Genomic DNA, 21,427 nt, shown 5'->3' with positions numbered 1-21,427 from the left:
TGTCAGACTCGGCCAATGGATGCGGGAAGGGTCGTCAGCACGTCTGCAGGCCCGGTGGAGGTCGTCCACGTGCCGGGAGAGAGGCCCCCGGTGCTGTTCTTTCCCGGTGGCCACTGCTCGGCGCGCAGCGATTGCGGATGGGATCTCTACACGGACCTCGGCTACGCGTTGATCTCGTTCTCACGTCCCGGGTACGGCGCGACGCGGGTCGGCGCGCTCACCCCCGCGCAGTTCGTGCCGCTGGTTCGCGAAGTCTGTCGCGAACTCGACGTGGCTGAAGTCGCCGCGGTGGTCGGAGTCTCCGGCGGGGGCCTGCAAGCCCTCGAGGTCGCGGCCGATCCGCAGCTCGCGTCGCCAGGACTCGCCTTGCACAGCTGCGCTCCATCGACGCTTCCCTACCCCGATTCACGCGCAGAAGCGCTCGGCCGCCCGATCGTGTTCTCCCCGCTTCTCCAGGGTCTGACGTGGTCGATGATCCGAAGGATGGTGCGATCCGACACCGGGCTGCGTCGGATGATGGCCCCGTTGTCGAAGCTTCCCCTCGATCAGTGGTGGGGCGATCTGACCGTCTCGGACTTGGCGGACGCGCGGGCGCTGTTCCAGAGCATGGGATCCGGCAGCGGCTTTGCACACGACCTCCGGCAGGGGCGACGGAACGCTGCGCCGTCACGCCTCGCCGCGATCTCCCGGGTGGCCTGTCCAACCCTGGTCACCGCGTCCCGGAATGATGCGGCCGTATCGTTCGCGCACGCCGAGGACTTCGCCGCACGCATCCCGGGTGCGACCCTCAAGGAGCTCGACGCTCCCAGCCACCTGTTCTGGATCGGCCCGGGCAGAACGCAAGCCGCCTCCGCCGTCGCGGAGTTCCTCTCCGCGTGAGCCCTGTCACACCAGCATCGGCAAGGTCCCGCCCGAGGTCGGCGTCGACGTCGACCCCGGCTCGGCCTCGGCGCTCCTTGCCACCTCGTTCACCCGGCGGTAGAACTGGCTGGGGAGGGCTGCCCACCCATAGTGGGAACAGAAGATCTGATGGCTGCCGGAACGTATCACTACGTCATCGTGGGCGCCGGGTCGGCGGGCTGCGTACTGGCCAACCGGCTCTCGGCCGACCCCGCGTGCCAGGTTGCACTGCTTGAGGCCGGCGGGCCGGACCGCAAGCGGGAGATCCGCATACCGGCGGCGTTCACCAGACTCTTCCTGACCGAGTACGACTGGAACTACCGCACGACCAAGCAGCCGCAGCTGTCGGATCGAGCGCTGTACTGGCCGCGTGGCAAGACCCTCGGCGGTTCGTCATCGATCAACGGGCAGGCGTGGACACGTGGGCACCGCGCCGATTACGACGGCTGGGCGCAGAGCTGTCCCGGCTGGTCCTATGACGAGGTGGTGCCGTACTTCCAGCGGGCCGAGCGCCGTGTGGGGAGCAATATCGGCGGGGTGTATGGCACCTCGGGCCCCCAATTCATCTCCGAGCTGCGCGACCCCAACCCGACCACATCGGCGTTCCTGGCTGCATGCGCCGAGCTGGACCTGCGCCGTCTCGGCGAACTCAACGAACCGGACAACACCGGATATGCCCCGACGGCGGTGACCCAGCGCCGGGGGTTGCGGCACAGCGCCGCGGACGCCTACTTGCGCCCCGCGAGGAGGCGGCATAACCTCACCGTCCTCACCGGGGCTCACGCCCTGCGGATTCTGCTCGACGGGACCCGTGCCACCGGCGTGGAGTACCGGGATGCGGCCGGGGTGACCCAGCGAATGAGCGCCTCCCGCGAGGTGATCCTCAGCGCCGGCACCATCAACTCACCGCAGCTGCTCATGCTCTCCGGTATCGGCGATGCCGACCAGCTGCGGGCTGCCGGCGTGGAGCCGCGCCACGACCTGGTGGGGGTCGGTGCGAACCTCCAGGACCACCTGGCCGCCGGCGTCGTCGTTCACTGCCCGAAGCCGATCACGCTCGTCGCGGCCGACTCCCCGGTCCAACTGGTCCGGTTCCTGCTCACGCGCCGCGGGATGCTCACCTCCAGCGTGAACGAGGCAGTCGCCTTCGTCCGCAGCGACCCGGCTTTGGCCGCCCCCGATCTCGAGCTTGTCTGGCTTCCGGTACCGCTGTTGGGCGGGGGTCTGACACCGCCACCGGCCCACGGGCTGACCTTGGGGGTGGAGCTCCTGCAACCGGACAGCCACGGCGACATACGCCTTTCCAGTGGCGACCCGGCGGAGCCGCCGGTCATCGACCCGGGCTACCTCACTGCCGAGTCGGACCTGCGCGGTCTTGTTGCCGGCGCGCGCATCGCCGAGCGGCTGTGCGACACCGCGGCCCTGCGTCCCTACATCGGTGCCCCCATGGCGCCATACCCGGGCAAGGTCGATGACGCGACGGTGGCGACGCTCATTCGGGAACACGCCCAGACGGCATACCACCCTGTCGGCACCTGCCGCATGGGCAGCGACGATGCCGCGGTGGTGGACTGTGAGCTGCGTGTCCGCGGCCTGGACGGGCTGCGGGTGGTGGACGCGTCGGTGATGCCGCGGATCATCCGCGGACACACCCACGCGCCGACCGTCATGATCGCCGAACGCGCTGCCGACCTCATCCGAGCGAGCAAATCCCCACCTCGAGAAAAATCACGGAACGATAACTAGCGCCCGTTACCGATCCGTTATATATTCATTACGCACCGACTGTTTGCTGTGGCGGTCGGTGCGGAATGTGATTGCAGGACACTCTTGGTGCAAGGGAGAGGGCCGGTCGTCAGCCTCTACGACCGGCCCTCACCCGTTCCCGCCGCAGGTTCCCTATCCTTGGATCAGTCCGGTCGTCAGGTCGGGCGTCGAGTACGTCGAGGGGAGCCGAGGGTGGCGGAACGCGCGATCACGGTCGCTGCATGGGAATCGCTGTTCCGTGCCCAGGTCACGATCATGCGGGCGCTCGCGGCGGAGTTCCCCAGCGAGATCATCTCGCTCAACGAGTACGACGTGCTCTTCAACATCACCAGGGCCTCCGGGCGCCATCTGCGCCTGAAGGACCTCAACCGCTCGGTGCTCATCACGCAGCCGAGCGTGAGCCGGCTCGTCGACCGCCTCGCCGCCCGCGGGCTCGTCGCCAAGACGCACGACCCCGAGGACGGCCGAGGCACGATCGTCGCCATCACCGAGGAGGGCTTCGCGCTCTTCCGCCGGGTGGCCTTCGCGCATATGGACGCGATCGACCGCCACGTCGGTCACGCGCTCGACGAATCCGAGCTGCGCGATCTCACCGAACTCTGCGACCGGCTGCGACTCGGCGTCGACGAGCCCGCAACCGACCCGAATACGCCGGGGCATGACGCCGCGGCATGCGACGACTGACAATCAGGACTTCATTGTCGCCTCTTGCTCTCGGGTCTATGCTCGCGATTGCAGGGCCGTCGTCGGTGGTGGAATCGCGCTCGATCGCATCGGAGCGCATGTGATTCGGGGGGAACGATGTCGCAGGTGAGCCCCAAAGTTCGAGGCATGTTCGAGCGATGGTTCGAGATCGAAGTCGTCGAGCCGCTCGCGGACTTCCAGAATCCGAGGCAGGAGTGGCGACGCCTCGTCTCCGAGCTGGTCGGGACCTTCTTCCTGGTGCTCGTCGCCGCGGGCGGCGGCATGATGAGTCAGGCCTTCCCAGAGACGATCAGCCGCACCGCCGCCGTGGTCGCGCCGGGGTTGATGGTGTTGGCCATCATCCTGTTCATGGGCAAGGTCTCAGGCGCACACCTCAATCCCGCGGTGACGCTCGCGTTCTCGCTTCGTGGCGACTTCCCATGGCGCCGCGTGCCGGGTTACATCGTGGCGCAGCTCGCCGGGGCAGCGCTCGCGGCGTGGTTCCTCCAGTCCGTCGTCCACGTGTCCGCCACGTTCGGCTCCAATTACCCCGCCGAGGGATACTCCTCTTTCGACGCCTTCCTGATGGAGGCGGTGCTCACCCTGGGCCTCGTGAGCGTCATCCTCGGCACGGCATCGGGCGCTCAGAACGTCGGGGTGATCGGCGCTCTCGGGGTGGGCGCGTACATCGCCCTTGCGGGACTGTGGGGAAGCCCGATCTCGGGTGCATCCATGAATCCCGCACGCACGTTCGGCCCCGACCTGGTCGGGCTGGACTTCACGGACTACTGGGTCTACGTCGCGGGGCCGTTGACCGGCGCCGTGATCGCGGTCGGCTTGGCGTTCGTACTCCGCGGTTACGGTGGGGGCCAGAGGGGGGCGGAGGCGGCGCAGGGCGTCCTCGACACCGAGGTGCCCCGCCCCGAGCAGTCCTGAGTCGGCGAATGGATGCCGGTGCCCGAGTTCGATGTCAGATCAGTTCGCCCCGCCGGATGCTTGGGTTCGATTCGCATCCTGATTCCCATGATTGGCGGAACCCCCCACCTGCCGCATCGCCTCTGCAACCGGCTGCGCATCCGACTCTGCGGCGTGTGATGCCGCCCATGAGGCCAGAAGGCGAAGCCGCTCCTCCGACGGCGATCCGGGTTCTGCGGTGTAGATGGTCAAGGTGAGACCCGGTTCTGCGGCCATCTCGAGACCTTCGAATGCGAGGCTGAGGTCGCCCGCAACGGGGTGGTGGTAGTGCTTCACTCCGGTTCCGTGGTGGCGCACGTTGTGCGCGCCCCAGCGTCGGCGGAATTCTTCGCTGCGCGTGGAGAGCTCGCCGACCAAGTCATGAAGCCCTTTGTCGTGCGGGTCACGTCCGGCCTCGGTGCGGAGGATCGCCACGGTGATATCGGCTACCGAATCCCAGTCCACGTAGAACCGCAGTGAACGCTCGTCCAGAAAGGCGAATCGAGCGAGATTCGCGGGACGTTGCGGGTCGATGAGCGCCTCCGAATAGAACGCTTGGGCCAGGGGGTTCATCGCCAGCAGGTCCATGCGGCCGTTGCGAACGAACGCGGGTCCTGCGACCACGGCGTCCAGCGCCCATTGCAGGGTGGGGCGGACCACCCATGATTTCCCGGTTCGCCGGCGCGGTCGTGCGATGGCCGCCGAGCCGTCCGCCGCCCGGGCGAGATCGAAGAGGTGGGTTCGCTCTGCATCATCCAGCCGTAGTGCACGAGCGATTCCGTCCAGCACACCGGGCGACGCTCCCGCGAGGCTCCCGCGTTCCAGACGCGAGTAGTACTCGATGCTGACTCCGGCGAGTGCTGCGACCTCGGTGCGGCGCAGGCCCGGGACGCGGCGGTTGCCGCCAGGAGGCAGGCCGACCTCCACCGGGGTCACCTTGGCCCGCCGCGAGACGAGGAACTCGCGGACCTCGTTGCGATTGTCCATGAAGATGACGGTACGCGCCCACAGCGGCCGAAAGGACGCCCTGACAGTACGTCTCACAGCAGGGACTCCCCAGGCGGATTCGGATGCCGTTTCCTAGACATCGATGCGAACGACGAACCGCGACTCGGCAACCGACGCAACCACCGTCGGACGGTGTGCGGCGATCCATCATCGGCGTGAGCGTCGGCCTGACGGCCGTGACCGGATGCGCCGCTGACGCCACCACCGACCCCGCGGATCGTGGTGGTTCCTCGAACGCTCCGCCACCGATCGCGTCTTCAACGCGGCCGACTGCTCAGAACGCGGGAGATCCCATGCCGACAGAGACCAACGAAACCGTCCGCATCCGACTGCGCATCGGTGATGCTGAGGCCACCGCGACGCTCGATGATTCCTACGCGGCACGTGACTTCGCGTCCCTGCTGCCGGTCACGCTGCAGATGCACGACCTCTTCGGACGTGAGAAGCCGGGCGCGCTGCCGCGTGAACTGGAAATCCGCGGTGCCCCTCACGAGTACGACTACGAGATCGGCGAGGTGGCGTACTGGCCACCGAGTCACGACCTCGTCCTCTTCTATGCCCACGACGGTCAATCGATCCCCGCCCCCGGCCTGGTGCGGCTCGGAACGATCGACTCGGGACTCGAGGTCATCGCCTCAGCCGGTGACAGCTTCCCGCTCACCGTCGAAATCGTGCAGTAGATGCACACGAACACAAGGAGAAAACGCATGCGTGGTGTAGTCATCCACGGTCCCGGCGATATCCGGGTCGAAGAACGCGAGGCCCCGAGCCTCCTCGCCCCGACCGATGCCGTCATCCGGCTGTCCGCTGCATGCGTGTGCGGGTCGGACCTCTGGCCCTACCGCGGCATCGATGCGACGAACGAGCCCACCCCGATCGGGCACGAGTACGCCGGCATCGTCGAGGAGATCGGCAGCGAGGTGACGACGATCAAGCCCGGGCAGTTCGTCGTCGGATCGTTCTTCGCCTCGGACAACACCTGCGAGATCTGCCGAGCCGGCTATCAGACGTCGTGCGTACACCGCGAACTGGTCCACGGCGCCCAAGCCGAGCTGGTACGTGTCCCACTCGCCGATGGAACCCTCGTTGCCACTCCGGAACTACCGGATCCCGACCTGGTTCCGAGCCTGCTCGCCGCCTCGGACGTGCTCGGCACGGGCTGGTTCGGAGCCGTCGCGGCGCAGGCGGGGCCAGGCAAGACCGTCGTAGTGGTCGGCGACGGGGCCGTGGGACTGCTCGCCGTCCTCGCCGCCAAGCAACTCGGCGCCGACCGGATCATCGCGATGAGCCGTCATGAGTCCCGGCAGAGACTGGCGCGAGAGTTCGGCGCGACCGACATCGTCACCGAACGCGGGGACGAAGGGGCCGCGAAGATCAAGGAACTCACCAACGGGTTCGGTGCGCACTCGGTCGTCGAGGCCGTCGGCACCCAGGAGTCGATGATGCAGGCGATCCGGTCCACCCGTCCGGGCGGGCACGTCGGCTACGTCGGCGTGGCTCACGACGTCGAACTGCCCGGCGAGGAACTGTTCTTCTCGCACGTGCACCTGCACGGCGGACCCGCGCCCGTCCGGCAGTTCCTGCCGGAGCTCATCGATCTGATCATCAACCGGAAGATCGAGCCGGGCAAGGTCTTCGACCTCGAACTCCCACTCGACCAAGCCGCAGAGGGCTACAAGGCCATGGACGAACGTCGCGCCATCAAGGCACTGCTTCGCCCATGACGCCTGCGTCGCTCCGGTCGCCGCGAGGCGGCGACCGGCTGGACACCACCCTTCCCCTGACTCACCCGCCCCGTGAAAGGCACGCTGATGACCACTTGGTCGCACGAGGACCTCACCATGCTCGCCTCGAGCACTACGACAGTGCGGATCTCGCCGCTCGGAGGCGACGCATGACCGGCACGGACTCGTTGCCCAGGGTCGCCAACGACGAGCCACGCCCCGCGGGTCGAGGAGCCGGCCCGGCATTGTCGATCGTGCTCGGGCTGTTGACGGCCTTCGGGCCGATCTCCATGGACCTGTACCTGCCGGTGCTCCCGGCGCTCGCCGCCGAACTCGACGCTGCCACATGGGCCGCGCAGTTGACCGTCACCGCGTGCTTGTTCGGATTGGCGGTGGGACAACTGGTCGCCGGCCCGGTTTCGGACCGCTTCGGTCGGCGGCGACCACTCCTCATCGGCGTCATCCTGTACATCCTCACGTCCGTGCTCTGCGCCGTGAGTCCCTCGATCGAGGTCCTCGTCATCGTCCGGTTCCTGCAGGGCTTCGCCGGAGCCGTCGGCATCGTCATCGCGCAGGCCGCCGGGCGCGACCTCTATTCAGGCGGCAAGCTCGTGCGCTATTACGGACGACTGACCGTGCTCGCCGGGCTCGCGGCGATCATCGGACCCGTGATAGGCGGGCAACTCGCGACGGTCACCGACTGGCGCGGCCTCTTCCTCTTCCTCGCCGCCGTGGGCGGAGTCATCCTCGTTGCGACCGTCGGCGTCTTCCGTGAAACCCTGCCGCTCGAGCGGCGCTCCGGCGGTGGTCTGGCGCACACCCTGCGGGACTTCGTACGGCTGCTCTCCGACCGGGTGTTCCTCGGCGCCGTGCTCGTGACCGGCTTCGTCAATGCTGCATTGTTCGCGTACCTCAGCGGAGCGACGTTCGTGCTGCAGGGCATCTATGGTCTCTCACCGCAGGACTACGCCCTCGCCTTCGCGCTCAACTCGCTCGGTTTCATGCTGTTCGGTTTCATCGCCGGGCGGCTCGCCGAGCGATGGTCGGAGCGCGGCGTCCTCCTCATCGGACTCGCGATGTGCCTGATCGGCTCGGGCGGCCTGTTCGTAGCCGGCCTGCTTCATCTGCCCCTCGGTGTCGTCCTCGCCTCGCTCGTCACGATGGTCAGCGGCGTAGCCGTCACCACGCCGCCCTCGACGTCGCTTGCGCTCGCGGACTACCCGCGCATGGCCGGCACCGCATCGTCGCTGCTCGGTCTCGCCCGCTTCGCGTTCGGCGGAATCGCCGCCCCGCTCGTCGGAATCGGCGGCGCAGACACCGCCCTGCCACTCGGCATCGTGACACTCGTCGCAGTCGCGGCTGCCGCGGTTGTGTTCGCAGCAACGCTCTGGCGGCAACGTCTTCGACAAGCGGACGCTCCGCGAGCGGTGCACCATGCACGTGCGCGATCTGATCATCAGCGGAGCGATGAAGCCGGGCGACCATCTCATCGAGACCAAACTCGCCGATGAGCTCGACGTACGTCGTGGCACGCTCAGGGAAGCACTCCGCCCGCTCCAGAATGAGGGCCTGCTTGTGAACGATGGGCGGGGACACCTCCTCGTCCGAAAGCTCTCCGCCGACGAAATCCGAGAGGTCTTCCAGGTGCGCGCGGCGCTCGAGATCCTCGCTGCAACGATCCTCACCGAACGGGAAGATCGCGACGCCATCGCGGAGCTGCGGGTGGCAATCGAGCCCTTGCTGAAAGACGACCTCGAGTTCGGCAGGCAGATCCAAGTGGACCTCGGATTCCATGAGTTGCTGTGCCGTCTGACGGGCAACGGAACGCTCGTGAACATGTGGCGCCAACTGATCGGTCGGATCGAGATGATGATCATCGCTGCGGGGCCGGCCATGGGCTCGAGCCGGATGCGCAATCAGGATCACGTGGGGATCGCGAGTGCGATCGCGAGCGGCGATGCTGGTAGCGTGCGCGCCGAACTTTCTCGCCACATGAACGAGTTGGCGACGAAGTACCTGCGCGACTATGACGCCGCCAACGCCTCCGTGAGCTGACATCCGCTGGGCACAGACATTGCCTCCTGACTTGAGATTGAGTCTCGGAGACGGAGATGTCTGGGTCCGGGTGTCCTGCGTCGCACCGATTGGACGGTGGGGTGGGAACCCTACCTCCCACCCCACCGCGGCCTCCCAGGGAGGCCCGTCCCGCCGAGCGACCCGAACTGAGCTCGGCGAGCAGGACCCGAGGGATCGACCGAAGTCGGGCCCAAGGTCGTCAAGGCACGACGAGCCAGTCGGGTTCGGGCCGACTCGGGTTTGGTCGAATCGTAACCGCGGGATCGGATGCGCGCATCGCCCCGAATGAGGGTCAATTCGTGGTCGGCGCAGCTCGTCGGCCGCGCATCGCGACCCCTACGACGGCCAGTCGACGGATGCCTCGTAGCCGCCATGGTCGCGAAGGTACGCGGCGATGAACGGACACCTGGGCACGATCCGCTGGCCGCGCGCGACGGCGTCGTCGAGCACGAACTTCGCGAGCCGGCTGCCGAGGCCCTGCCCCTCGTGCTCGGGCAGCACGATCGTATGCGTGAAGATGATGCGGCCCGGGGTCGTGCGGAACTCCGCGTACCCCGCGATCGCGCCGTCGAGCGTGAGCTCGTACCGTCGCGTGGCCTCGTTGCGTTCGATCGTGATCGTGTCGGTCATGCATCCTCCAGCATCGTGGGGTGGAGCCAGGAGCTCTCGCCCTGATGAGGACAACGCATGTGGTGGTGGCCGGCATTCCAGACGCCGTTCCGGCCGGCACGACGATGATCCGGCCGATCGCCGTCAGCCGATGGGAACCGCGTCGGGCGGCTCGTCGGCGCCCTCGCCACCGCGTCGGAGCGCGCGGTGGACGTCGTGGAGCGTGGCGGTCCGCGCCGGCCCGCGCGGCGTGCGGCGCGGGATCCGCCCTCCGGGCGGGTGTCGTCGCGCTGCGGTGCGGGCGCGTGGACCCTCGGCCGCGACGGCGGCATGCGGCCCGGTCACGCGCGCGGGAACGATGTGGCGGCGGCTCGCGGCATCCGTCGGTTGCGGGCTCGCGTGCGTGATCGCCACGAGGGCGATGAGCCAGGCGAAGACGAGCGTGAAAGCGACGATCTCGAACACGGTGAGGTTGAACACGCCGATGCCGTCGTAGGCGACCATCGCGATCACCTCGATCACGATCGACGCGTACGACGCGACGACCAGCGAACGCGGGAGGCGCTTCGCCCACAGCTGAACGCCGAGGCAGAGCACCGCGAATGAAGCGGCCGCGCCGGACGCGGCGACGTTGTGCAGCCCGGTAGCGCCGTCGATGGGCACGAGGCCGACGCCCATGAGGCACACTCCGATCAGCACGATGAGCACGCGCATCGCGGTGATGGCGCCGCGGCGGGCGCCGAACCTCGGCTCGGCGACGGCGCGGGTGAGCGACACCGCCATCGCGGCCATGCCCGCGCCCGACACGACGATCGCGACGTTGAAACACGCGGCGGCGATGTCGTCGGATGTGCCGAGGGTGCTGAAGTTGTGCGTCCACCACGCTCCGGTCGGGGTGATGCTCATGCTCGCGAGGCTCCCTACGGCGAGGAGCATCGCGACGAGGTTGAACGTGCGGTAGGCCTCGTGTTCGATCGCGTGCCGGTGCAGCCGGAACGTGCCGATGCCGAGCACGCTGCCGAGGGTCACCGCGACGGCGTTGTGGCCCCCGGGGAACACGACGAACGCCTTCCCCGTGAAGTGCACGGCGAGTACGGCGACGGCGCCCCACGTCATCCCGTTCGCCCTGGCGCGCGCGTCGCGGCCGAGGCCGGGCAGGCCGAACCGTCTCAGCGCCGCGATGCCTCCGCGCGAGGCCGAGGCCACCATGAGGGCTGCGCCCACGGCCACACCGGCGGCGAGCGCGGGCAGCGTCCACACCAGGTCCTGCGCGTGCAGCTCGACCAAGGGGACGGCGCTGTGGCCGTCGTACATGTGAACCTGGGCGTGACCGCCGGCGAACTGCGAGGTGAGCTCCTGGAACGCTACGATCGCGGCGGCCAGGGCGATGAGCAGGGCGAACCCGCGACGCATCAGGCCGGCGCCGGGGAGCACGTCGAGGCGCCCGGTGCCACGCTGGCGCGGCGCGCCCGTGGGTGCACCGATCGGCCGACCGTGCAGCCCACGGTCGGCCCTGCCCGAGCGGACCACGCGTCGTTGCTGGCGATCCATCCGGTTCGACGGCACGGGGAGATCCCCGGCCCGCGCACCCCACATATCCGAACTCTCGATCACGGGAATCAGACGTGTGCCGAGCATAGCCGGACCGGATGACGCGGGTCACCGGCCACTTAAGGGGGACGCGCGGATCCTCGGCGGATTCCCAGCCGAGGATCTCGCTTGGATGAGATCCATACATTCAGGAAACCTCAACGAGCGCATCGGCTTCCTGTTCCTGCGATCGCAGCAGGCTCAGATCGCCTGACGGACGGCGTCAGGGAAAGGTGATGACCGGCTTGACGGTCACACCATGGTGCATGTCCTCGGCCGCGGCCTGGATGTCGTCCAACGTGTAGTGCCTCTCGAGCCGGTCGAGCGGGAGCTTGCCTTCGGCGTGGAGCTGCACAAGCCGGGGAATCTGCTCACGCGGATCGGTGTCGCCCATGGTGACTCCACGAAGCACCTTGCCAATCCGTTCCGATCAGTGCGGGTCGCCGCCTCCCAGCGCCTGGCGGCACGCGCGCAGCAGCGCTCGCAGCTGGAGCGCCTCGCGCTCCGTCAACCCCGAGAGCATCTTCTGCTCGATGCCGGCGACGGACTCGCGCAGGCTCGCCACCACCTCTTCACCCTTCGCCGTCAGGTACAGGAGGAACTGCCGACGGCTGCTCGGATCCCGATCGCGACGGATCAACCCCTCGCCTTCGAGGTACGTCGTCATCTGCGCCATGGTCTGCGCGCGGACGAACGAGTTCCGCGCGAGCTGCGCCGACGTCAGGCCGGGCCGTCGCTCCAGCACCGTGAGGGCCGTGTACTGCAGCGACGTGAGCCCGGCGGGACTGACCGCATCCTCGAGGTGGGACCGCGCGGCCAATTCGACCTGCTTGATGAGGTAGAGGAGGGTGACATCGGCGGAGTAAGGCATGCTGGGTGTTCCCATCATTGAAGGGCAGGTTCCCTGAGATTATGCCCGAACGCCGCCACCCGATCCCCTCGGGGTGCGTGTCTCTCGTGCCGGAGAACAAGAACGGCCCGCCGAAGCGAGCCGTTCTCTTACTGTCTCAACCAGTGTGCGCCCGAAGGGATTCGAACCCCCAACCTTCTGATCCGTAGTCAGATGCTCTATCCGTTGAGCTACGGGCGCATGGGATGTCGCCCTCACATCCGTGCGATCAGGCAACCACGTCACTCTATCCCACGCGCTTCGATCTCGCCAATCGAACGGCCACGCCTCAGGCGTCGGCGTGGTCGGGTCGCAGCGCGTCGAGCGCGGCGAGCTGGCGGCGGTTCGCGACCTGCCGGTACGAGGTCTCGATGAGCTCGGCGAGGAGGTCCCAGTCGGTGTCGGGTGCGTCGAGGTCGACCCCGACCCAGCGGTTCCGGTCGTAGTACGGCGCACCGTAGAAGCGACCGTCCTGCAGCAGCGCGAGGTGCTCCTCGGGGTCGGTCTTGACGATGATCGAGAGCGGGTTCTCCATGGTCACGGCGACGTGCACGAAGATCGGCTTCGCCGCGCGGAACGTGGGCCGGCCCCACGCCTCGACCTCGACGACCTCGGGCATCGCGAAGCAGATCCGGCGCACCCGTTCGACGAGCGGATGCCCCGGGTCGACCACGCGCGGATGCTCCACGGGCGCCAGCCTACGCCGACGCCCGCGGCATCCGTGATGATCGAGGCATCCGTGATCCTCGCGACATCCGGGACGCCCGCGGCATCCGTGGTCCTCGCGGCATCCGTGACGCCCGCGGCATCCGTCACCGGAACAGGAGGCCGCACCCGTCGACCCGGCGTGTCCTCCTGTTCTCGACGCCGGCGCGGCGTGTCCACCTGTTCTCGTGACAGGCGCATGTAACCGGCTTGAGCGGTGTGTCGAGACTCGCCGTCGGGCGACGACCGGCGTACCGTTCGAAGTACCGGATGCCCCGGTGCATCCGCATGCACCTGGAAGGAGCATCACCATGGAACGGTCGATCGGTCGGGCCACCGAACCGACGACGGAGGCGGGCGGCCCCGATGCCCGCGAGATCGGCGCACTCGAGTTCGACGCCCCCGAACTCCACACCCCGGAAGTCGACGCCGACGTACGCCGTCGCGTCCGAGACCTACCCCCGTCGATGATGCGGGAGGACACCGGGATCGAGGACACCGGGATCATCGACCTCGACGAGTTGCAACGCTCGATCGATCCGCTCGATGCTCGACGTCCGGGCAGGCCGACCGGCGACCCGCTGGACCCCGACGGCGGCATGAACTGAATCGCGGCGGCCCACCTGAGGCATCCGTGCGCAGGCCCCGGATCGTACGGCGTTACCGCGTCGAACGCCGACTAGAGTCGGGCCATGGGCAAGCTCATCTACAACTCCTCGGCTCGCGAGCTCGAGATCGACGACCGCACCCTCGCCCACCTTCGCGTCGCGATCCTGAACAAGCTCCGCCGCTCCGAGAGCTTCGCGATGACGTGGGAGCACGGCGTGGCGAACGGCAGCGGCCGCACCACGATCTGGCTGCACGAGTCCATCCCGCTGCAGTTCGTGTTCAGCGGCAACCGCCCCCCGAAGCTCAACCGGCTGTGGATCGAGCAGATGCTGCTCTCGGCCAACAGCACGGCCGGCCTGCAGTTCGTGCCCGAGCCCGCCGAGAACGCGCCCTTCGAGAGCGAATAGCTCACGCCCGACCGCAGGCCGGCAGGCCATCGGCGACCGAACGCCGATGCGCCGTGACCTGTCAGTCGACGGGCTCGATCTGCGTGACCACGTACCGCTGGTCGCCAGGCGTCAGCCGGTCGGGTGCGGTGCCGCCCGTGAGCGACTCGATCTCGGCCGCCGTCTCGGCGTCGATCGGGCCGTCGAGTTCGGCGAGCAGTCGGTGCTTCGCCTCGATCGACAGGTGCGGCCACCAGCGTTCGATCTCGACGCTGCCCGCCGCCGTGTTCTCCGTCGCGCCCATCGCTCCTCCTTCGGCCGCCCGCCGTCGTCGAGCACGCGCTCGCGGCTAGACGGGCTGGGTCTCGCTGTCGATCTCGATCTCCTGGACGTCGGCTCCCACGTGCACGGGCTGGTCGGGCTGCGTCGCGATGGCTTCGGTGTCGAGATGCTCTGGAACGAGCTGGATGCCGCCGGTGCTGTTCGCCGACCGCATCAGGTCCTCGATCCAATTCCGGCTGAGCTCGGGCGCCATGGGGTCGTCGAACACGAACCTGAGCGGGATCGACGGATGCAGCCACAGCGTGCTGCGGCCCCGGGGCTGGTCGTCGGTGTGCTGCCACGAGAGCGTGAAGCTCTCGCCGCGGCGCAGCTTCGTCGTGATCGCGACCTTGAGGTGCGCGAGTGCCCGGTCTTCGATCCCGATCGGCGTTCCGGAGTCCCCGTAGTACAGCGTTCCCACGCGATCAGCATACGGCTCCGGGTACGTCGCCGACGGGATTCCTCGGACGAACGGAGCGCAGGGTTCCGACGCTGACACAGCTGACACGGAAGGAGCGGGCGACCCGATGGCCGCCCGCTCCCGAACTTTGCGTCGCGCGAGGTCAGACCGTGCGGCTCCCGCTGAGGTAGCGCACGAGGAACACGATGGCCGCGATGACCAGCAACGCGATTCCGACCCAGAGCAGGAAGTTCAGCGTGGGTACGACGCCGCCCGTGATGAGCAGGACGATGGCGACGACGGCGATGATGGCGACGAGGATATTCATGATCTCGACGGTATTGACGAGCCACGCCGGGCGGCAGGGGTTGACCCCGGTTCGCGGGTCGTGCTACCCGCGAACCGGGCGGTGATCCGCGAGAGCGTGGGGCACGCGGCATCCGCCCGCCCTGTCAGCGGATGCCGCTGCGCGCCCGCGAGCGCCACTTGTCAACCCCGCGCGACCCCCGACGGGCCCGCGTAGCGTGGCGATCGAAGGGGGACCGATGCTCAACGAACAACTCATCGACCCGACGACGAAGCACACGACGGATCCGTTCCCGCGCCAGGAGCAGAGTCCGCCAGGGCTGACCGACCCCATGATTCCGCAACCCGATCACGGCGAGCAGAGCTACCGCGGCAACCACCGGCTCGAGGGTCGGCGCGCGCTCATCACGGGCGGGGACTCGGGCATCGGCCGCGCCGTGGCCATCGCCTTCGCCCGCGAGGGCGCACGGGTCGCCATCGCCTACCTGCCGAGCGAGCAGGCCGATGCCGAGGAGACGGGGAAGTGGATCACCGACGCCGGCAGCGACCCGCTGCTCCTACCGGGCGACCTGCGCAGCGAGCAGCACTGCAAGGACCTCGTGGCGCACACCGAGCAGGCGTTCGGCGGCCTCGACCTGCTCGTGCTCAACGCCGCCCGCCAGCGCAACCGCGGCGGGATCGACGAGATCCCGACGGACGACTTCGAGGCGGTCGTACGCGTGAACCTCTTCGCGCCCGTGTTCCTCGCGCGCGCAGCTGTGCCGCTCATGGACGCCGGATCGAGCATCATCACGACGACGTCGATCCAGGGCTTCGACCCGTCGACGGAACTCGTCGACGACGCGATGACGAAGGCGGCGCTCGTGGCGTTCACCAAGGCGCTCGCCGAGGAGCTCGGACCACGCGGCATCCGCGTGAACGCCGTCGCGCCCGGCCCGATCTGGACGCCGCTGATCCCGTCGACGGGATGGCCCGACCACGTTCCCGAGTTCGGGCGGAACACGCCGGTGGGCCGGGCGGGACAGCCTGCGGAGCTCGCGGGGGCGTACGTGTACCTCGCGTCGGACGACGCCTCGTACGTGTCGGGCGCCGTGCTGCCGGTGACGGGCGGCCGCGGGCTCTGACCCCGGATCACGACTCCCGCACGACCTCGTCGGGCCCCTTGTCGGGCCGCAGGCCCCGCCACCTCGGATGCCGCGCCACGCCCGTGCGGGTCCACTCGCCGAACTCGATCTCGCCCACGAGCTCGGGCCTCACCCACACCGCGTCCTTCGCGTCGGCGGCGGGCACGCTCACGAACGGCGGATCGGGCTGCTCGAGTCCGTCGAGCCGGACGATCAGGCGATCGAGCTCGACCTCGCGGAACCCGCTGCCGACCCGGCCCGCGTACTCGAGGCCGTGATCGCCCGGGATCCCCACGAGAAGCGAGCGGATGTGCCCCGTGCGCGTGCCGATGCCCTTGCGGTACCCGCCGATCACCACCTCCTGCGTGCGCGTGAGCTTGAGCTTCACCCAGTCCTCCGACCGCACTCCGGGGCGATACGGCGAGTCCGGCCGCTTCGCGACGATCCCCTCGAGCCCGAGCCGTCGGCTCTCCTCGAACGCCTCGGCGGGGACGCCCGTCGCCTGGGCAGGCAGCTCCACGGGCACGCCGGCGCGCTGGCGCACGAGCCGTTCGAGCCGTTCCCGCCGCTGCCGGTAGGGCTCCGACATCACCGATGAGCCGGCGATCTCGAGCACGTCGAAGAGCAGCAGCCGCACGGGCACGGATGCCGCGAGCCGCTCGATCTCGCGCACGCGGGTGAGGTTCATCCGCTGCTGCAGCACCTCGAAGCTCGGTCGGCCGCGCTCGTCGAGGGCCACGATCTCGCCGTCGACGAGGGCGTCGCCGCGCAGCACCCGCGGCAGCCCCGCGAGCTCGGGATACGTGGCCGTCACGTCATTGCCCCTGCGTGTCATCAGCCGGATGCCGCCGCCATCGGCGCGGGCGAGCACGCGGATGCCGTCCCACTTCCACTCGAGCGCCCACTCCCCGCCTGCCAGCATGCCGAGGGTGCCCGACGTGGCGAGCATCGGGCGCACGAGGATCGGCTCGACCCCGTGCTCGCCCTCTGCCGGTCGAGGAGCGTCCGCAAGAGGCGTCTCGAGAACGTCCGGGACAGGGGGCCTCGAGACGCGTCGCGCTTCGCGCGTCGCTCCTCGATCCGCATCGTCTGCGCGCGTCGCTCCTCGATCCGCATCGTCGTCGTCCGCGGCATCCGTGCCCGCGGCATCCGTCGCCTCGTCCGTCGCGTGCCGCGCCTTCGACGACGGGCTCCAGTGCCCAGGCCGCTGGTCCTTCATGCGGTGCAGCAGCCAGCTGCTCTTCTCGCCCGTCCCGTCGGTGCGGATGAGCGCAAGCCGCACCCGACCGCCGAGTGGGCCGCCGGAGCGCCCGTCGACGTCGATGATGATCTCGTCGTCGCGCCACTTCTCGGTCTCGTAGGTGCCGGCGTCCCAGATCGTCATCGACCCGGCACCGTACTCCCCCGCCGGGATCGTGCCCTCGAAGGTCGCGTACTCCATCGGGTGGTCCTCGGTCTGCACCGCCAGGTGGTTCACGCCCGAGGTCTCGGGCACGCCCTTCGGCACCGCCCAGCTCTTCAGCACGCCATCGCGTTCGAGCCGCAGGTCGTAGTGGAGGCGGCGCGCATGGTGCTCCTGGATCACGAAGCGGAGGTCCCCGGTGCTCGGCGCACCCCAGCTCGACGACGGCATGGGCTCGGGGGTCACGCCGCCCTTGCGCATCGAGAGGTACTCGGCGAGCGGTCCGTCGTGCGAGGCCGCCGTGATCACCGCGAGCGGGTCGTCGCCGGATGCCACACGCTCGAGCACCTCGGCCGCCTCGAGGTGGCGCAGGTCGGGGTCGTCGAGCTCCGCCCAGGTGCGAGGCGCCGCAACCGTGGGGCGGAAGCGACCGCGCAGCGAGTACGGCGCGATCGTGGTCTTCTTGCAGTTGTTCTGGCTCCAGTCGATGAGCACACGCCCCCCGCGGAGCGTCTTGCGCATGCTCGAGACGACCAGCTGGGGGTGGTCGGCCTCGAGGGCGCGGGCGAGCTCGTGCGCGACCTGCGACACCTGGTCGGACGTCTGGCGCCCGTCCAGCGCCGTGTAGAGGTGGATGCCCTTGCTCCCGCTCGTGACCGGCATCGCCCGGAGCCCCATGCCCGAGACGAGGTCGCGCACGAGCCGCGCGACCTCCGCGCAGTCGGCCAGCCCCATCCCCTCGCCCGGGTCGAGGTCGAAGACCATGCGGTCGGGATTCCCAGGTTCGTCGCGAGCATCGAATCGCCACTGCGGCACGTGGAGCTCGAGCGCGGCGAGCTGCGCGAGCCACACGAGAGTGGCGCGGTCCCCGGCGATCGGGTACGTCTTCGGCCCGTCGGAATGACGGATGACGGCGGTGCGCACCCAGTCGGGCGCATGCTCGAAGTTCTTCTCGAAGAAGGCCGACTGCGGGGCATCCGGGGTGCCCACGCCGTGCACCCAGCGCTTGCGCGTCACCGGGCGGCCGGCGACGAGCGGCACCATCACTGGAGCGACCTCCGCGTAGTAGGAGATCACCTCGCCCTTCGTCATGCCCGTCTCGGGATACATGACCTTGTCGAGATTCGTCAGCCGCATCCGTCGACCGTCGACCTCGACGAGCTGACGCGCGCCCTCGGCCATGCCCCCATCCTGTCGGGTGCGGATGCCGCAAGCCAGCGTTCGCGGCATCCGCACCTCTGCGTCACGCCCGGGTCCAGGCGGCCCGGAGGGTCAGGCCTGGTCGGTGGGCATGATCCACAACTCGCCGATCGAGGTGTGCCGGGGGCGGGTGACCATGTAGGCGACCCCGTCGGCGATGTCCTCAGGGGCGAGGACCTCGGTCTGCTCGTAGAACGGAGTGGTCATCTCGCTCTGGATCTCGGGCCGGTTGTGCGAGGCGAGTTCGGTCGCGACGCCGCTCGAGGACGCCCACGCGCACGTGCCGCTGGGTGACTTCCTGGCGCAGCGATTCGGTGAACCCGTTCACGCCGAACTTGGTGAGGTTGTAGACGCCGTAGCCGCCCCAGGCGAATCGGCCGGCGATCGAGCTGATGTTGACGATGTCGGCGACCCGGCGCGGCCCCTCCTCCGCGGCCTCGAGCAGGTGCGGCAGGGCGGCGCGAGTCGTGGAGAGCAGGCCGCGCACGTTGACGGCGATCATGCGCTCCCACTCCTCGACGTCGGCGCCGACGACCGGGCCGAGGAGCATCAGGCCGGCGTTGTTGACGAGGATGTCCAGCCGTCCGAATCGCTCGACCACCTTCTGCACCGCCGCCTCGGCCTGGGTGCGGTCGGTGATGTCCACTTCCACGACCAGCGCGGTGCCGCCGGCCTCCTCGATCTCGGTAGCAAGGTCCTCGAGACGGTCGCGGCGGCGGGCCACGAGGGCGACGGATGCGCCGTGCTCGGCGAGCCGGCGGGCGGTGGCCGCACCGATTCCGCTGCTCGCCCCGGTGACGAGGGCGACGGTGTTGCTCAGTGATGAATCCACGGAATGGGTCCTGTTCGTTCGAAGCGGGGCGTCGGTCAGACGGTGATGTCGTCATGAAGGAGCGAGCTGGAGAGCTCGCGGTGGGCGTCGGCCTGCTCGAGCAGGGTCCTGGCCTTCTGCTCGGCGGTCGCGATGGCGTCGGCGCCTGCGAGGAAGCGCAGCGGCGGCTGCCCGGAGTCGGAGAGGGTGACGAGGGCGGCCGCGAGCTTCGCCGGGTCGCCCGTCTGCTGGCCGTTCATGCCCGTCCATGCCTCGATGGTCGCCTTCGTGCGGTCGGCGTAATCCTCGATCGACAGTTCGGGCCAGATCGTCGACGAACCCTCGACGAGGAGCTCGGTGCGGAAGAATCCGGGCTCGACGATGGTCGTCGTGATTCCGAACGGCTCGATGTCGGAACGGAGCGACTCCATCCATCCTTCGAGGGCGAACTTCGACGCGGAGTAGGCGGAGCAGAAGTCCACGCCGACGAGACCGGCGGTGGAGCTGATGGTGATGACGTGGCCGCTGCGCTGCTTCCGCATCACGGGCAGGATCGCCCGGGTCACGTTGAGCGGGCCGAAGAAGTTCGTCTTCATCTGCCTGCGGTACTGCTCGGGGCTGATCTCCTCGAAGAAGCCGGCGTAGAAGTTGCCCGCGTTGTTGACGAGCACGTCGATGCGACCGAATCGCTCCACGGCCGCCTCGGCGGCGGCGTGGGCGGCATCCTGGTCGGTGATGTCGAGCGCGACGGTGAGGAGGTTGTCGTGCTCGCCGATGGCGTTACGGACGCGGTCTGCGTCGCGGCCGGTCGCGACGACCGCGTGTCCGGCGGCGAGTGCCGCCTTCGCGATGTCGATGCCCATGCCACGGCCGGCGCCGGTGACGAACCACACCTTGTTGTCAGTCATGTTCCTGTGTGCCTTTCGTTGAGGTGGTCCCAGTTGAACTCAGTGCCCGGGGGCGAGGCAGACCCGCTCTATACGGTTAATGGCAGGGACCCCCTCACCCTGCTCGCGCGGTCGTAGGGTCGAGGCATGGACACTCAGCGCGACATCCGTGAGTTCCTGACCACTCGGCGGGCCAGGCTCACGCCCGATCAGGCGGGGCTGCCGAACTTCGGCGGTCGTCGCCGCGTGCCCGGCCTGCGCCGCGAGGAGGTCGCGTTGCTCGCCGGCATGAGCGTCGAGTACTACGTCCGCTTCGAACGCGGCAATGCCATCGGGGTCTCCGAGGCGGTGCTCGAGGGCATCAGCCGCGCGCTCCAGCTCGACGACGCCGAGCGCACGCACCTCCACGACCTCGTCCGGGCGGCCAACGAGGGCATCCGGCCCCAGCAGCGTCGGAGGTCATCGCCGAAGAAGCAGCTTCGGCCCGGCGTGCAGCAATTGCTCGACGCGATGACCCATGTGCCCGCGATCGTGCAGAACGGGCGCCTCGACATCATCGCCTCGAACCGGCTCGGCATGGCGCTCTTCTCGGAGATGTACATCCAGCCGCAGCGGCCCGCGAACTTCGGCCGCTTCCTGTTCCTCGACCCCCGCGCGAAGGACTTCTACCTCGACTGGGAGGACGCAGCGCAGCAGACCGTGGCGCTGCTGCGCACCGAGGCGGGACGCGCTCCGTACGACCGCTCCCTCAGCGACCTCGTCGGCGAACTCTCCACCCGCAGCGACGCGTTCCGCAGGTTGTGGGCGTCGCACGACGTCCGCGAGCACCGCACCGGACTCAAGCGCATCCACCATCCCGTCGTCGGCGACCTCCAGTTGAACTACGAGGCCATGGAGCTGTCGTCGGAGCGCGGACTGCTCTTCCTCGCGTACACCGCCGAACCCGGGTCGGCCTCGCACGACGGGCTGCAACTGCTCGCCAACTGGGCCGCGACCGACGATCACGTCGCCCGCACGTCACCCGTTGCCACGGAGGCGACGGACGGGGTTTGAGCCGCACTGGTGGGGATGATCT

26 protein-coding genes and 1 tRNA gene are annotated in these 21,427 nt (G+C 68.8%); 13 read left to right on the top strand and 14 right to left on the bottom strand.

The features are described from left to right. Window positions 1–15 precede the first annotated feature (15 nt). The 4 genes from ASG80_RS23330 (at window position 16) to ASG80_RS03245 (ending at window position 4,287) form a co-directional block, all read left to right on the top strand. The gene (locus tag ASG80_RS23330; protein ID WP_156401617.1) at window positions 16–879 is read left to right on the top strand and encodes an alpha/beta fold hydrolase; all 864 of its coding nucleotides are present in this window, start codon (window positions 16–18) and stop codon (window positions 877–879) included. 150 nt (window positions 880–1,029) lie between these two features. Continuing rightward, a complete protein-coding gene (locus ASG80_RS03255) occupies window positions 1,030–2,646 on the top strand; it encodes a GMC family oxidoreductase (protein WP_056728333.1) in 1,617 nt (538 codons plus the stop codon). A gap of 213 nt (window positions 2,647–2,859) precedes the next feature. Further along, complete coding sequence (locus tag ASG80_RS03250; protein ID WP_056728332.1) at window positions 2,860–3,351, top strand: MarR family winged helix-turn-helix transcriptional regulator; 492 nt, start codon at window positions 2,860–2,862, stop codon at window positions 3,349–3,351. 147 nt (window positions 3,352–3,498) lie between these two features. Continuing rightward, the gene (locus tag ASG80_RS03245; protein ID WP_235508054.1) at window positions 3,499–4,287 is read left to right on the top strand and encodes an MIP/aquaporin family protein; all 789 of its coding nucleotides are present in this window, start codon (window positions 3,499–3,501) and stop codon (window positions 4,285–4,287) included. A gap of 39 nt (window positions 4,288–4,326) precedes the next feature. Here ASG80_RS03245 and ASG80_RS03240 read toward each other — a convergent pair whose 3' ends face one another. Continuing rightward, window positions 4,327–5,292, bottom strand: a complete 966-nt coding sequence (locus tag ASG80_RS03240) for a helix-turn-helix transcriptional regulator (protein WP_082589693.1) — start codon at window positions 5,290–5,292, stop codon at window positions 4,327–4,329. Between the two features lie 314 nt (window positions 5,293–5,606). Between ASG80_RS03240 and ASG80_RS23870 the strand changes: the two genes are divergently transcribed. From ASG80_RS23870 to ASG80_RS03220, 4 genes are all read left to right on the top strand, one after another. Then, window positions 5,607–5,993, top strand: a complete 387-nt coding sequence (locus ASG80_RS23870; RefSeq protein WP_056728329.1) for a cyclophilin-like fold protein — start codon at window positions 5,607–5,609, stop codon at window positions 5,991–5,993. Between the two features lie 27 nt (window positions 5,994–6,020). After that, the gene (locus tag ASG80_RS03230) at window positions 6,021–7,037 is read left to right on the top strand and encodes a zinc-dependent alcohol dehydrogenase family protein (protein WP_056728328.1); all 1,017 of its coding nucleotides are present in this window, start codon (window positions 6,021–6,023) and stop codon (window positions 7,035–7,037) included. 170 nt (window positions 7,038–7,207) lie between these two features. After that, entirely contained in the window at window positions 7,208–8,548 is a 1,341-nt protein-coding gene (locus ASG80_RS03225; protein ID WP_082589691.1) for a multidrug effflux MFS transporter, read from the top strand. Beyond that, a complete protein-coding gene (locus ASG80_RS03220) occupies window positions 8,472–9,092 on the top strand; it encodes a GntR family transcriptional regulator (protein ID WP_056728327.1) in 621 nt (206 codons plus the stop codon). Before ASG80_RS03225 ends, ASG80_RS03220 begins: the two co-directional genes overlap by 77 nt. Before the next feature lie 357 nt (window positions 9,093–9,449). Here the strand turns inward: ASG80_RS03220 and ASG80_RS03215 are convergent, their stop codons facing one another. From ASG80_RS03215 to ASG80_RS23865, 6 genes are all read right to left on the bottom strand, one after another. Next, window positions 9,450–9,743: a GNAT family N-acetyltransferase gene (locus ASG80_RS03215; protein ID WP_056728326.1), complete on the bottom strand. Its 294-nt coding sequence runs from the start codon at window positions 9,741–9,743 to the stop codon at window positions 9,450–9,452. Between the two features lie 123 nt (window positions 9,744–9,866). Next, the gene (locus tag ASG80_RS03210) at window positions 9,867–11,288 is read right to left on the bottom strand and encodes a DUF998 domain-containing protein (protein ID WP_162256590.1); all 1,422 of its coding nucleotides are present in this window, start codon (window positions 11,286–11,288) and stop codon (window positions 9,867–9,869) included. Window positions 11,289–11,535: 247 nt separating this feature from the next. Further along, window positions 11,536–11,706, bottom strand: a complete 171-nt coding sequence (locus tag ASG80_RS23325) for a hypothetical protein (protein WP_200952474.1) — start codon at window positions 11,704–11,706, stop codon at window positions 11,536–11,538. A gap of 36 nt (window positions 11,707–11,742) precedes the next feature. Continuing rightward, window positions 11,743–12,183 (bottom strand): MarR family winged helix-turn-helix transcriptional regulator, encoded by a 441-nt coding sequence (locus tag ASG80_RS03205; RefSeq protein WP_200952473.1) that lies wholly within the window; start codon window positions 12,181–12,183, stop codon window positions 11,743–11,745. A gap of 146 nt (window positions 12,184–12,329) precedes the next feature. Further along, a tRNA-Arg gene (locus tag ASG80_RS03200) sits at window positions 12,330–12,402 on the bottom strand. 88 nt (window positions 12,403–12,490) lie between these two features. After that, entirely contained in the window at window positions 12,491–12,889 is a 399-nt protein-coding gene (locus ASG80_RS23865; RefSeq protein ID WP_056728323.1) for an MmcQ/YjbR family DNA-binding protein, read from the bottom strand. Here ASG80_RS23865 and ASG80_RS23860 point away from each other — a divergent pair. From ASG80_RS23860 to ASG80_RS03185, 3 genes are all read left to right on the top strand, one after another. After that, complete coding sequence (locus ASG80_RS23860; RefSeq protein ID WP_162256589.1) at window positions 12,881–13,111, top strand: hypothetical protein; 231 nt, start codon at window positions 12,881–12,883, stop codon at window positions 13,109–13,111. The genes ASG80_RS23865 and ASG80_RS23860 overlap by 9 nt on opposite strands. A 106-nt stretch (window positions 13,112–13,217) precedes the next feature. Further along, window positions 13,218–13,514 (top strand): hypothetical protein, encoded by a 297-nt coding sequence (locus ASG80_RS23855; RefSeq protein ID WP_056728319.1) that lies wholly within the window; start codon window positions 13,218–13,220, stop codon window positions 13,512–13,514. Window positions 13,515–13,598: 84 nt separating this feature from the next. Further along, window positions 13,599–13,922: a hypothetical protein gene (locus ASG80_RS03185; RefSeq protein WP_056728318.1), complete on the top strand. Its 324-nt coding sequence runs from the start codon at window positions 13,599–13,601 to the stop codon at window positions 13,920–13,922. Between the two features lie 61 nt (window positions 13,923–13,983). Here ASG80_RS03185 and ASG80_RS03180 read toward each other — a convergent pair whose 3' ends face one another. The 3 genes from ASG80_RS03180 to ASG80_RS23990 all read right to left on the bottom strand — a co-directional run bounded on the left by ASG80_RS03180 (window position 13,984) and on the right by ASG80_RS23990 (window position 14,950). Continuing rightward, window positions 13,984–14,205, bottom strand: a complete 222-nt coding sequence (locus tag ASG80_RS03180; protein ID WP_056728317.1) for a hypothetical protein — start codon at window positions 14,203–14,205, stop codon at window positions 13,984–13,986. A gap of 45 nt (window positions 14,206–14,250) precedes the next feature. Continuing rightward, window positions 14,251–14,643, bottom strand: coding sequence for a hypothetical protein (locus tag ASG80_RS03175; RefSeq protein ID WP_235508041.1), 393 nt, complete (start codon window positions 14,641–14,643; stop codon window positions 14,251–14,253). A gap of 142 nt (window positions 14,644–14,785) precedes the next feature. Continuing rightward, on the bottom strand, window positions 14,786–14,950 hold the full coding sequence (locus ASG80_RS23990) for a hypothetical protein (protein WP_164470555.1): 165 nt from the start codon (window positions 14,948–14,950) through the stop codon (window positions 14,786–14,788). A 217-nt stretch (window positions 14,951–15,167) separates the two neighbouring features. Here ASG80_RS23990 and ASG80_RS03170 point away from each other — a divergent pair, with 217 nt between their 5' ends. Further along, entirely contained in the window at window positions 15,168–16,052 is an 885-nt protein-coding gene (locus tag ASG80_RS03170) for an SDR family oxidoreductase (protein WP_056728316.1), read from the top strand. Between the two features lie 7 nt (window positions 16,053–16,059). Here the strand turns inward: ASG80_RS03170 and ASG80_RS03165 are convergent, their stop codons facing one another. The 4 genes from ASG80_RS03165 to ASG80_RS03155 form a co-directional block, all read right to left on the bottom strand. After that, a complete protein-coding gene (locus tag ASG80_RS03165; RefSeq protein WP_082589688.1) occupies window positions 16,060–18,636 on the bottom strand; it encodes an ATP-dependent DNA ligase in 2,577 nt (858 codons plus the stop codon). Window positions 18,637–18,726: 90 nt separating this feature from the next. Then, the gene (locus ASG80_RS24690) at window positions 18,727–18,861 is read right to left on the bottom strand and encodes a hypothetical protein (RefSeq protein ID WP_255355571.1); all 135 of its coding nucleotides are present in this window, start codon (window positions 18,859–18,861) and stop codon (window positions 18,727–18,729) included. Beyond that, window positions 18,818–19,486 (bottom strand): SDR family NAD(P)-dependent oxidoreductase, encoded by a 669-nt coding sequence (locus ASG80_RS03160; protein WP_235508039.1) that lies wholly within the window; start codon window positions 19,484–19,486, stop codon window positions 18,818–18,820. The genes ASG80_RS24690 and ASG80_RS03160 overlap by 44 nt, the downstream gene beginning before the upstream one ends. A gap of 35 nt (window positions 19,487–19,521) precedes the next feature. Next, on the bottom strand, window positions 19,522–20,373 hold the full coding sequence (locus ASG80_RS03155; RefSeq protein WP_056728315.1) for an SDR family oxidoreductase: 852 nt from the start codon (window positions 20,371–20,373) through the stop codon (window positions 19,522–19,524). Between the two features lie 126 nt (window positions 20,374–20,499). Between ASG80_RS03155 and ASG80_RS03150 the strand changes: the two genes are divergently transcribed. Next, window positions 20,500–21,405: a helix-turn-helix transcriptional regulator gene (locus ASG80_RS03150; protein WP_056728313.1), complete on the top strand. Its 906-nt coding sequence runs from the start codon at window positions 20,500–20,502 to the stop codon at window positions 21,403–21,405. Window positions 21,406–21,427: the final 22 nt, after the last annotated feature.

Source organism: Agromyces sp. Soil535 (assembly GCF_001428255.1).
In the GTDB taxonomy this organism is placed as follows: Bacteria; Actinomycetota; Actinomycetes; order Actinomycetales; family Microbacteriaceae; genus Agromyces.
This window is presented reverse-complemented; position numbering and strand designations above follow the sequence as displayed.

Bases quoted from the DNA above. Each gene is read 5' to 3' on its own strand.
- ASG80_RS23330 (WP_156401617.1), top strand. From the start codon at position 16: ATGGATGCGGGAAGGGTCGTCAGCACGTCTGCAGGCCCGGTGGAGGTC.
- ASG80_RS03255 (WP_056728333.1), top strand. From the start codon at position 1,030: ATGGCTGCCGGAACGTATCACTACGTCATCGTGGGCGCCGGGTCGGCG.
- ASG80_RS03245 (WP_235508054.1), top strand. From the start codon at position 3,499: ATGTTCGAGCGATGGTTCGAGATCGAAGTCGTCGAGCCGCTCGCGGAC.
- ASG80_RS03240 (WP_082589693.1), bottom strand. From the start codon at position 5,292: ATGGACAATCGCAACGAGGTCCGCGAGTTCCTCGTCTCGCGGCGGGCC.
- ASG80_RS23870 (WP_056728329.1), top strand. From the start codon at position 5,607: ATGCCGACAGAGACCAACGAAACCGTCCGCATCCGACTGCGCATCGGT.
- ASG80_RS03230 (WP_056728328.1), top strand. From the start codon at position 6,021: ATGCGTGGTGTAGTCATCCACGGTCCCGGCGATATCCGGGTCGAAGAA.
- ASG80_RS03225 (WP_082589691.1), top strand. From the start codon at position 7,208: ATGACCGGCACGGACTCGTTGCCCAGGGTCGCCAACGACGAGCCACGC.
- ASG80_RS03220 (WP_056728327.1), top strand. From the start codon at position 8,472: ATGCACGTGCGCGATCTGATCATCAGCGGAGCGATGAAGCCGGGCGAC.
- ASG80_RS03215 (WP_056728326.1), bottom strand. From the start codon at position 9,743: ATGACCGACACGATCACGATCGAACGCAACGAGGCCACGCGACGGTAC.
- ASG80_RS23325 (WP_200952474.1), bottom strand. From the start codon at position 11,706: ATGGGCGACACCGATCCGCGTGAGCAGATTCCCCGGCTTGTGCAGCTC.
- ASG80_RS03205 (WP_200952473.1), bottom strand. From the start codon at position 12,183: ATGCCTTACTCCGCCGATGTCACCCTCCTCTACCTCATCAAGCAGGTC.
- ASG80_RS23860 (WP_162256589.1), top strand. From the start codon at position 12,881: ATGCTCCACGGGCGCCAGCCTACGCCGACGCCCGCGGCATCCGTGATG.
- ASG80_RS23855 (WP_056728319.1), top strand. From the start codon at position 13,218: ATGGAACGGTCGATCGGTCGGGCCACCGAACCGACGACGGAGGCGGGC.
- ASG80_RS03185 (WP_056728318.1), top strand. From the start codon at position 13,599: ATGGGCAAGCTCATCTACAACTCCTCGGCTCGCGAGCTCGAGATCGAC.
- ASG80_RS03180 (WP_056728317.1), bottom strand. From the start codon at position 14,205: ATGGGCGCGACGGAGAACACGGCGGCGGGCAGCGTCGAGATCGAACGC.
- ASG80_RS23990 (WP_164470555.1), bottom strand. From the start codon at position 14,950: ATGAATATCCTCGTCGCCATCATCGCCGTCGTCGCCATCGTCCTGCTC.
- ASG80_RS03170 (WP_056728316.1), top strand. From the start codon at position 15,168: ATGCTCAACGAACAACTCATCGACCCGACGACGAAGCACACGACGGAT.
- ASG80_RS03165 (WP_082589688.1), bottom strand. From the start codon at position 18,636: ATGGCCGAGGGCGCGCGTCAGCTCGTCGAGGTCGACGGTCGACGGATG.
- ASG80_RS24690 (WP_255355571.1), bottom strand. From the start codon at position 18,861: ATGACCACTCCGTTCTACGAGCAGACCGAGGTCCTCGCCCCTGAGGAC.
- ASG80_RS03155 (WP_056728315.1), bottom strand. From the start codon at position 20,373: ATGACTGACAACAAGGTGTGGTTCGTCACCGGCGCCGGCCGTGGCATG.
- ASG80_RS03150 (WP_056728313.1), top strand. From the start codon at position 20,500: ATGGACACTCAGCGCGACATCCGTGAGTTCCTGACCACTCGGCGGGCC.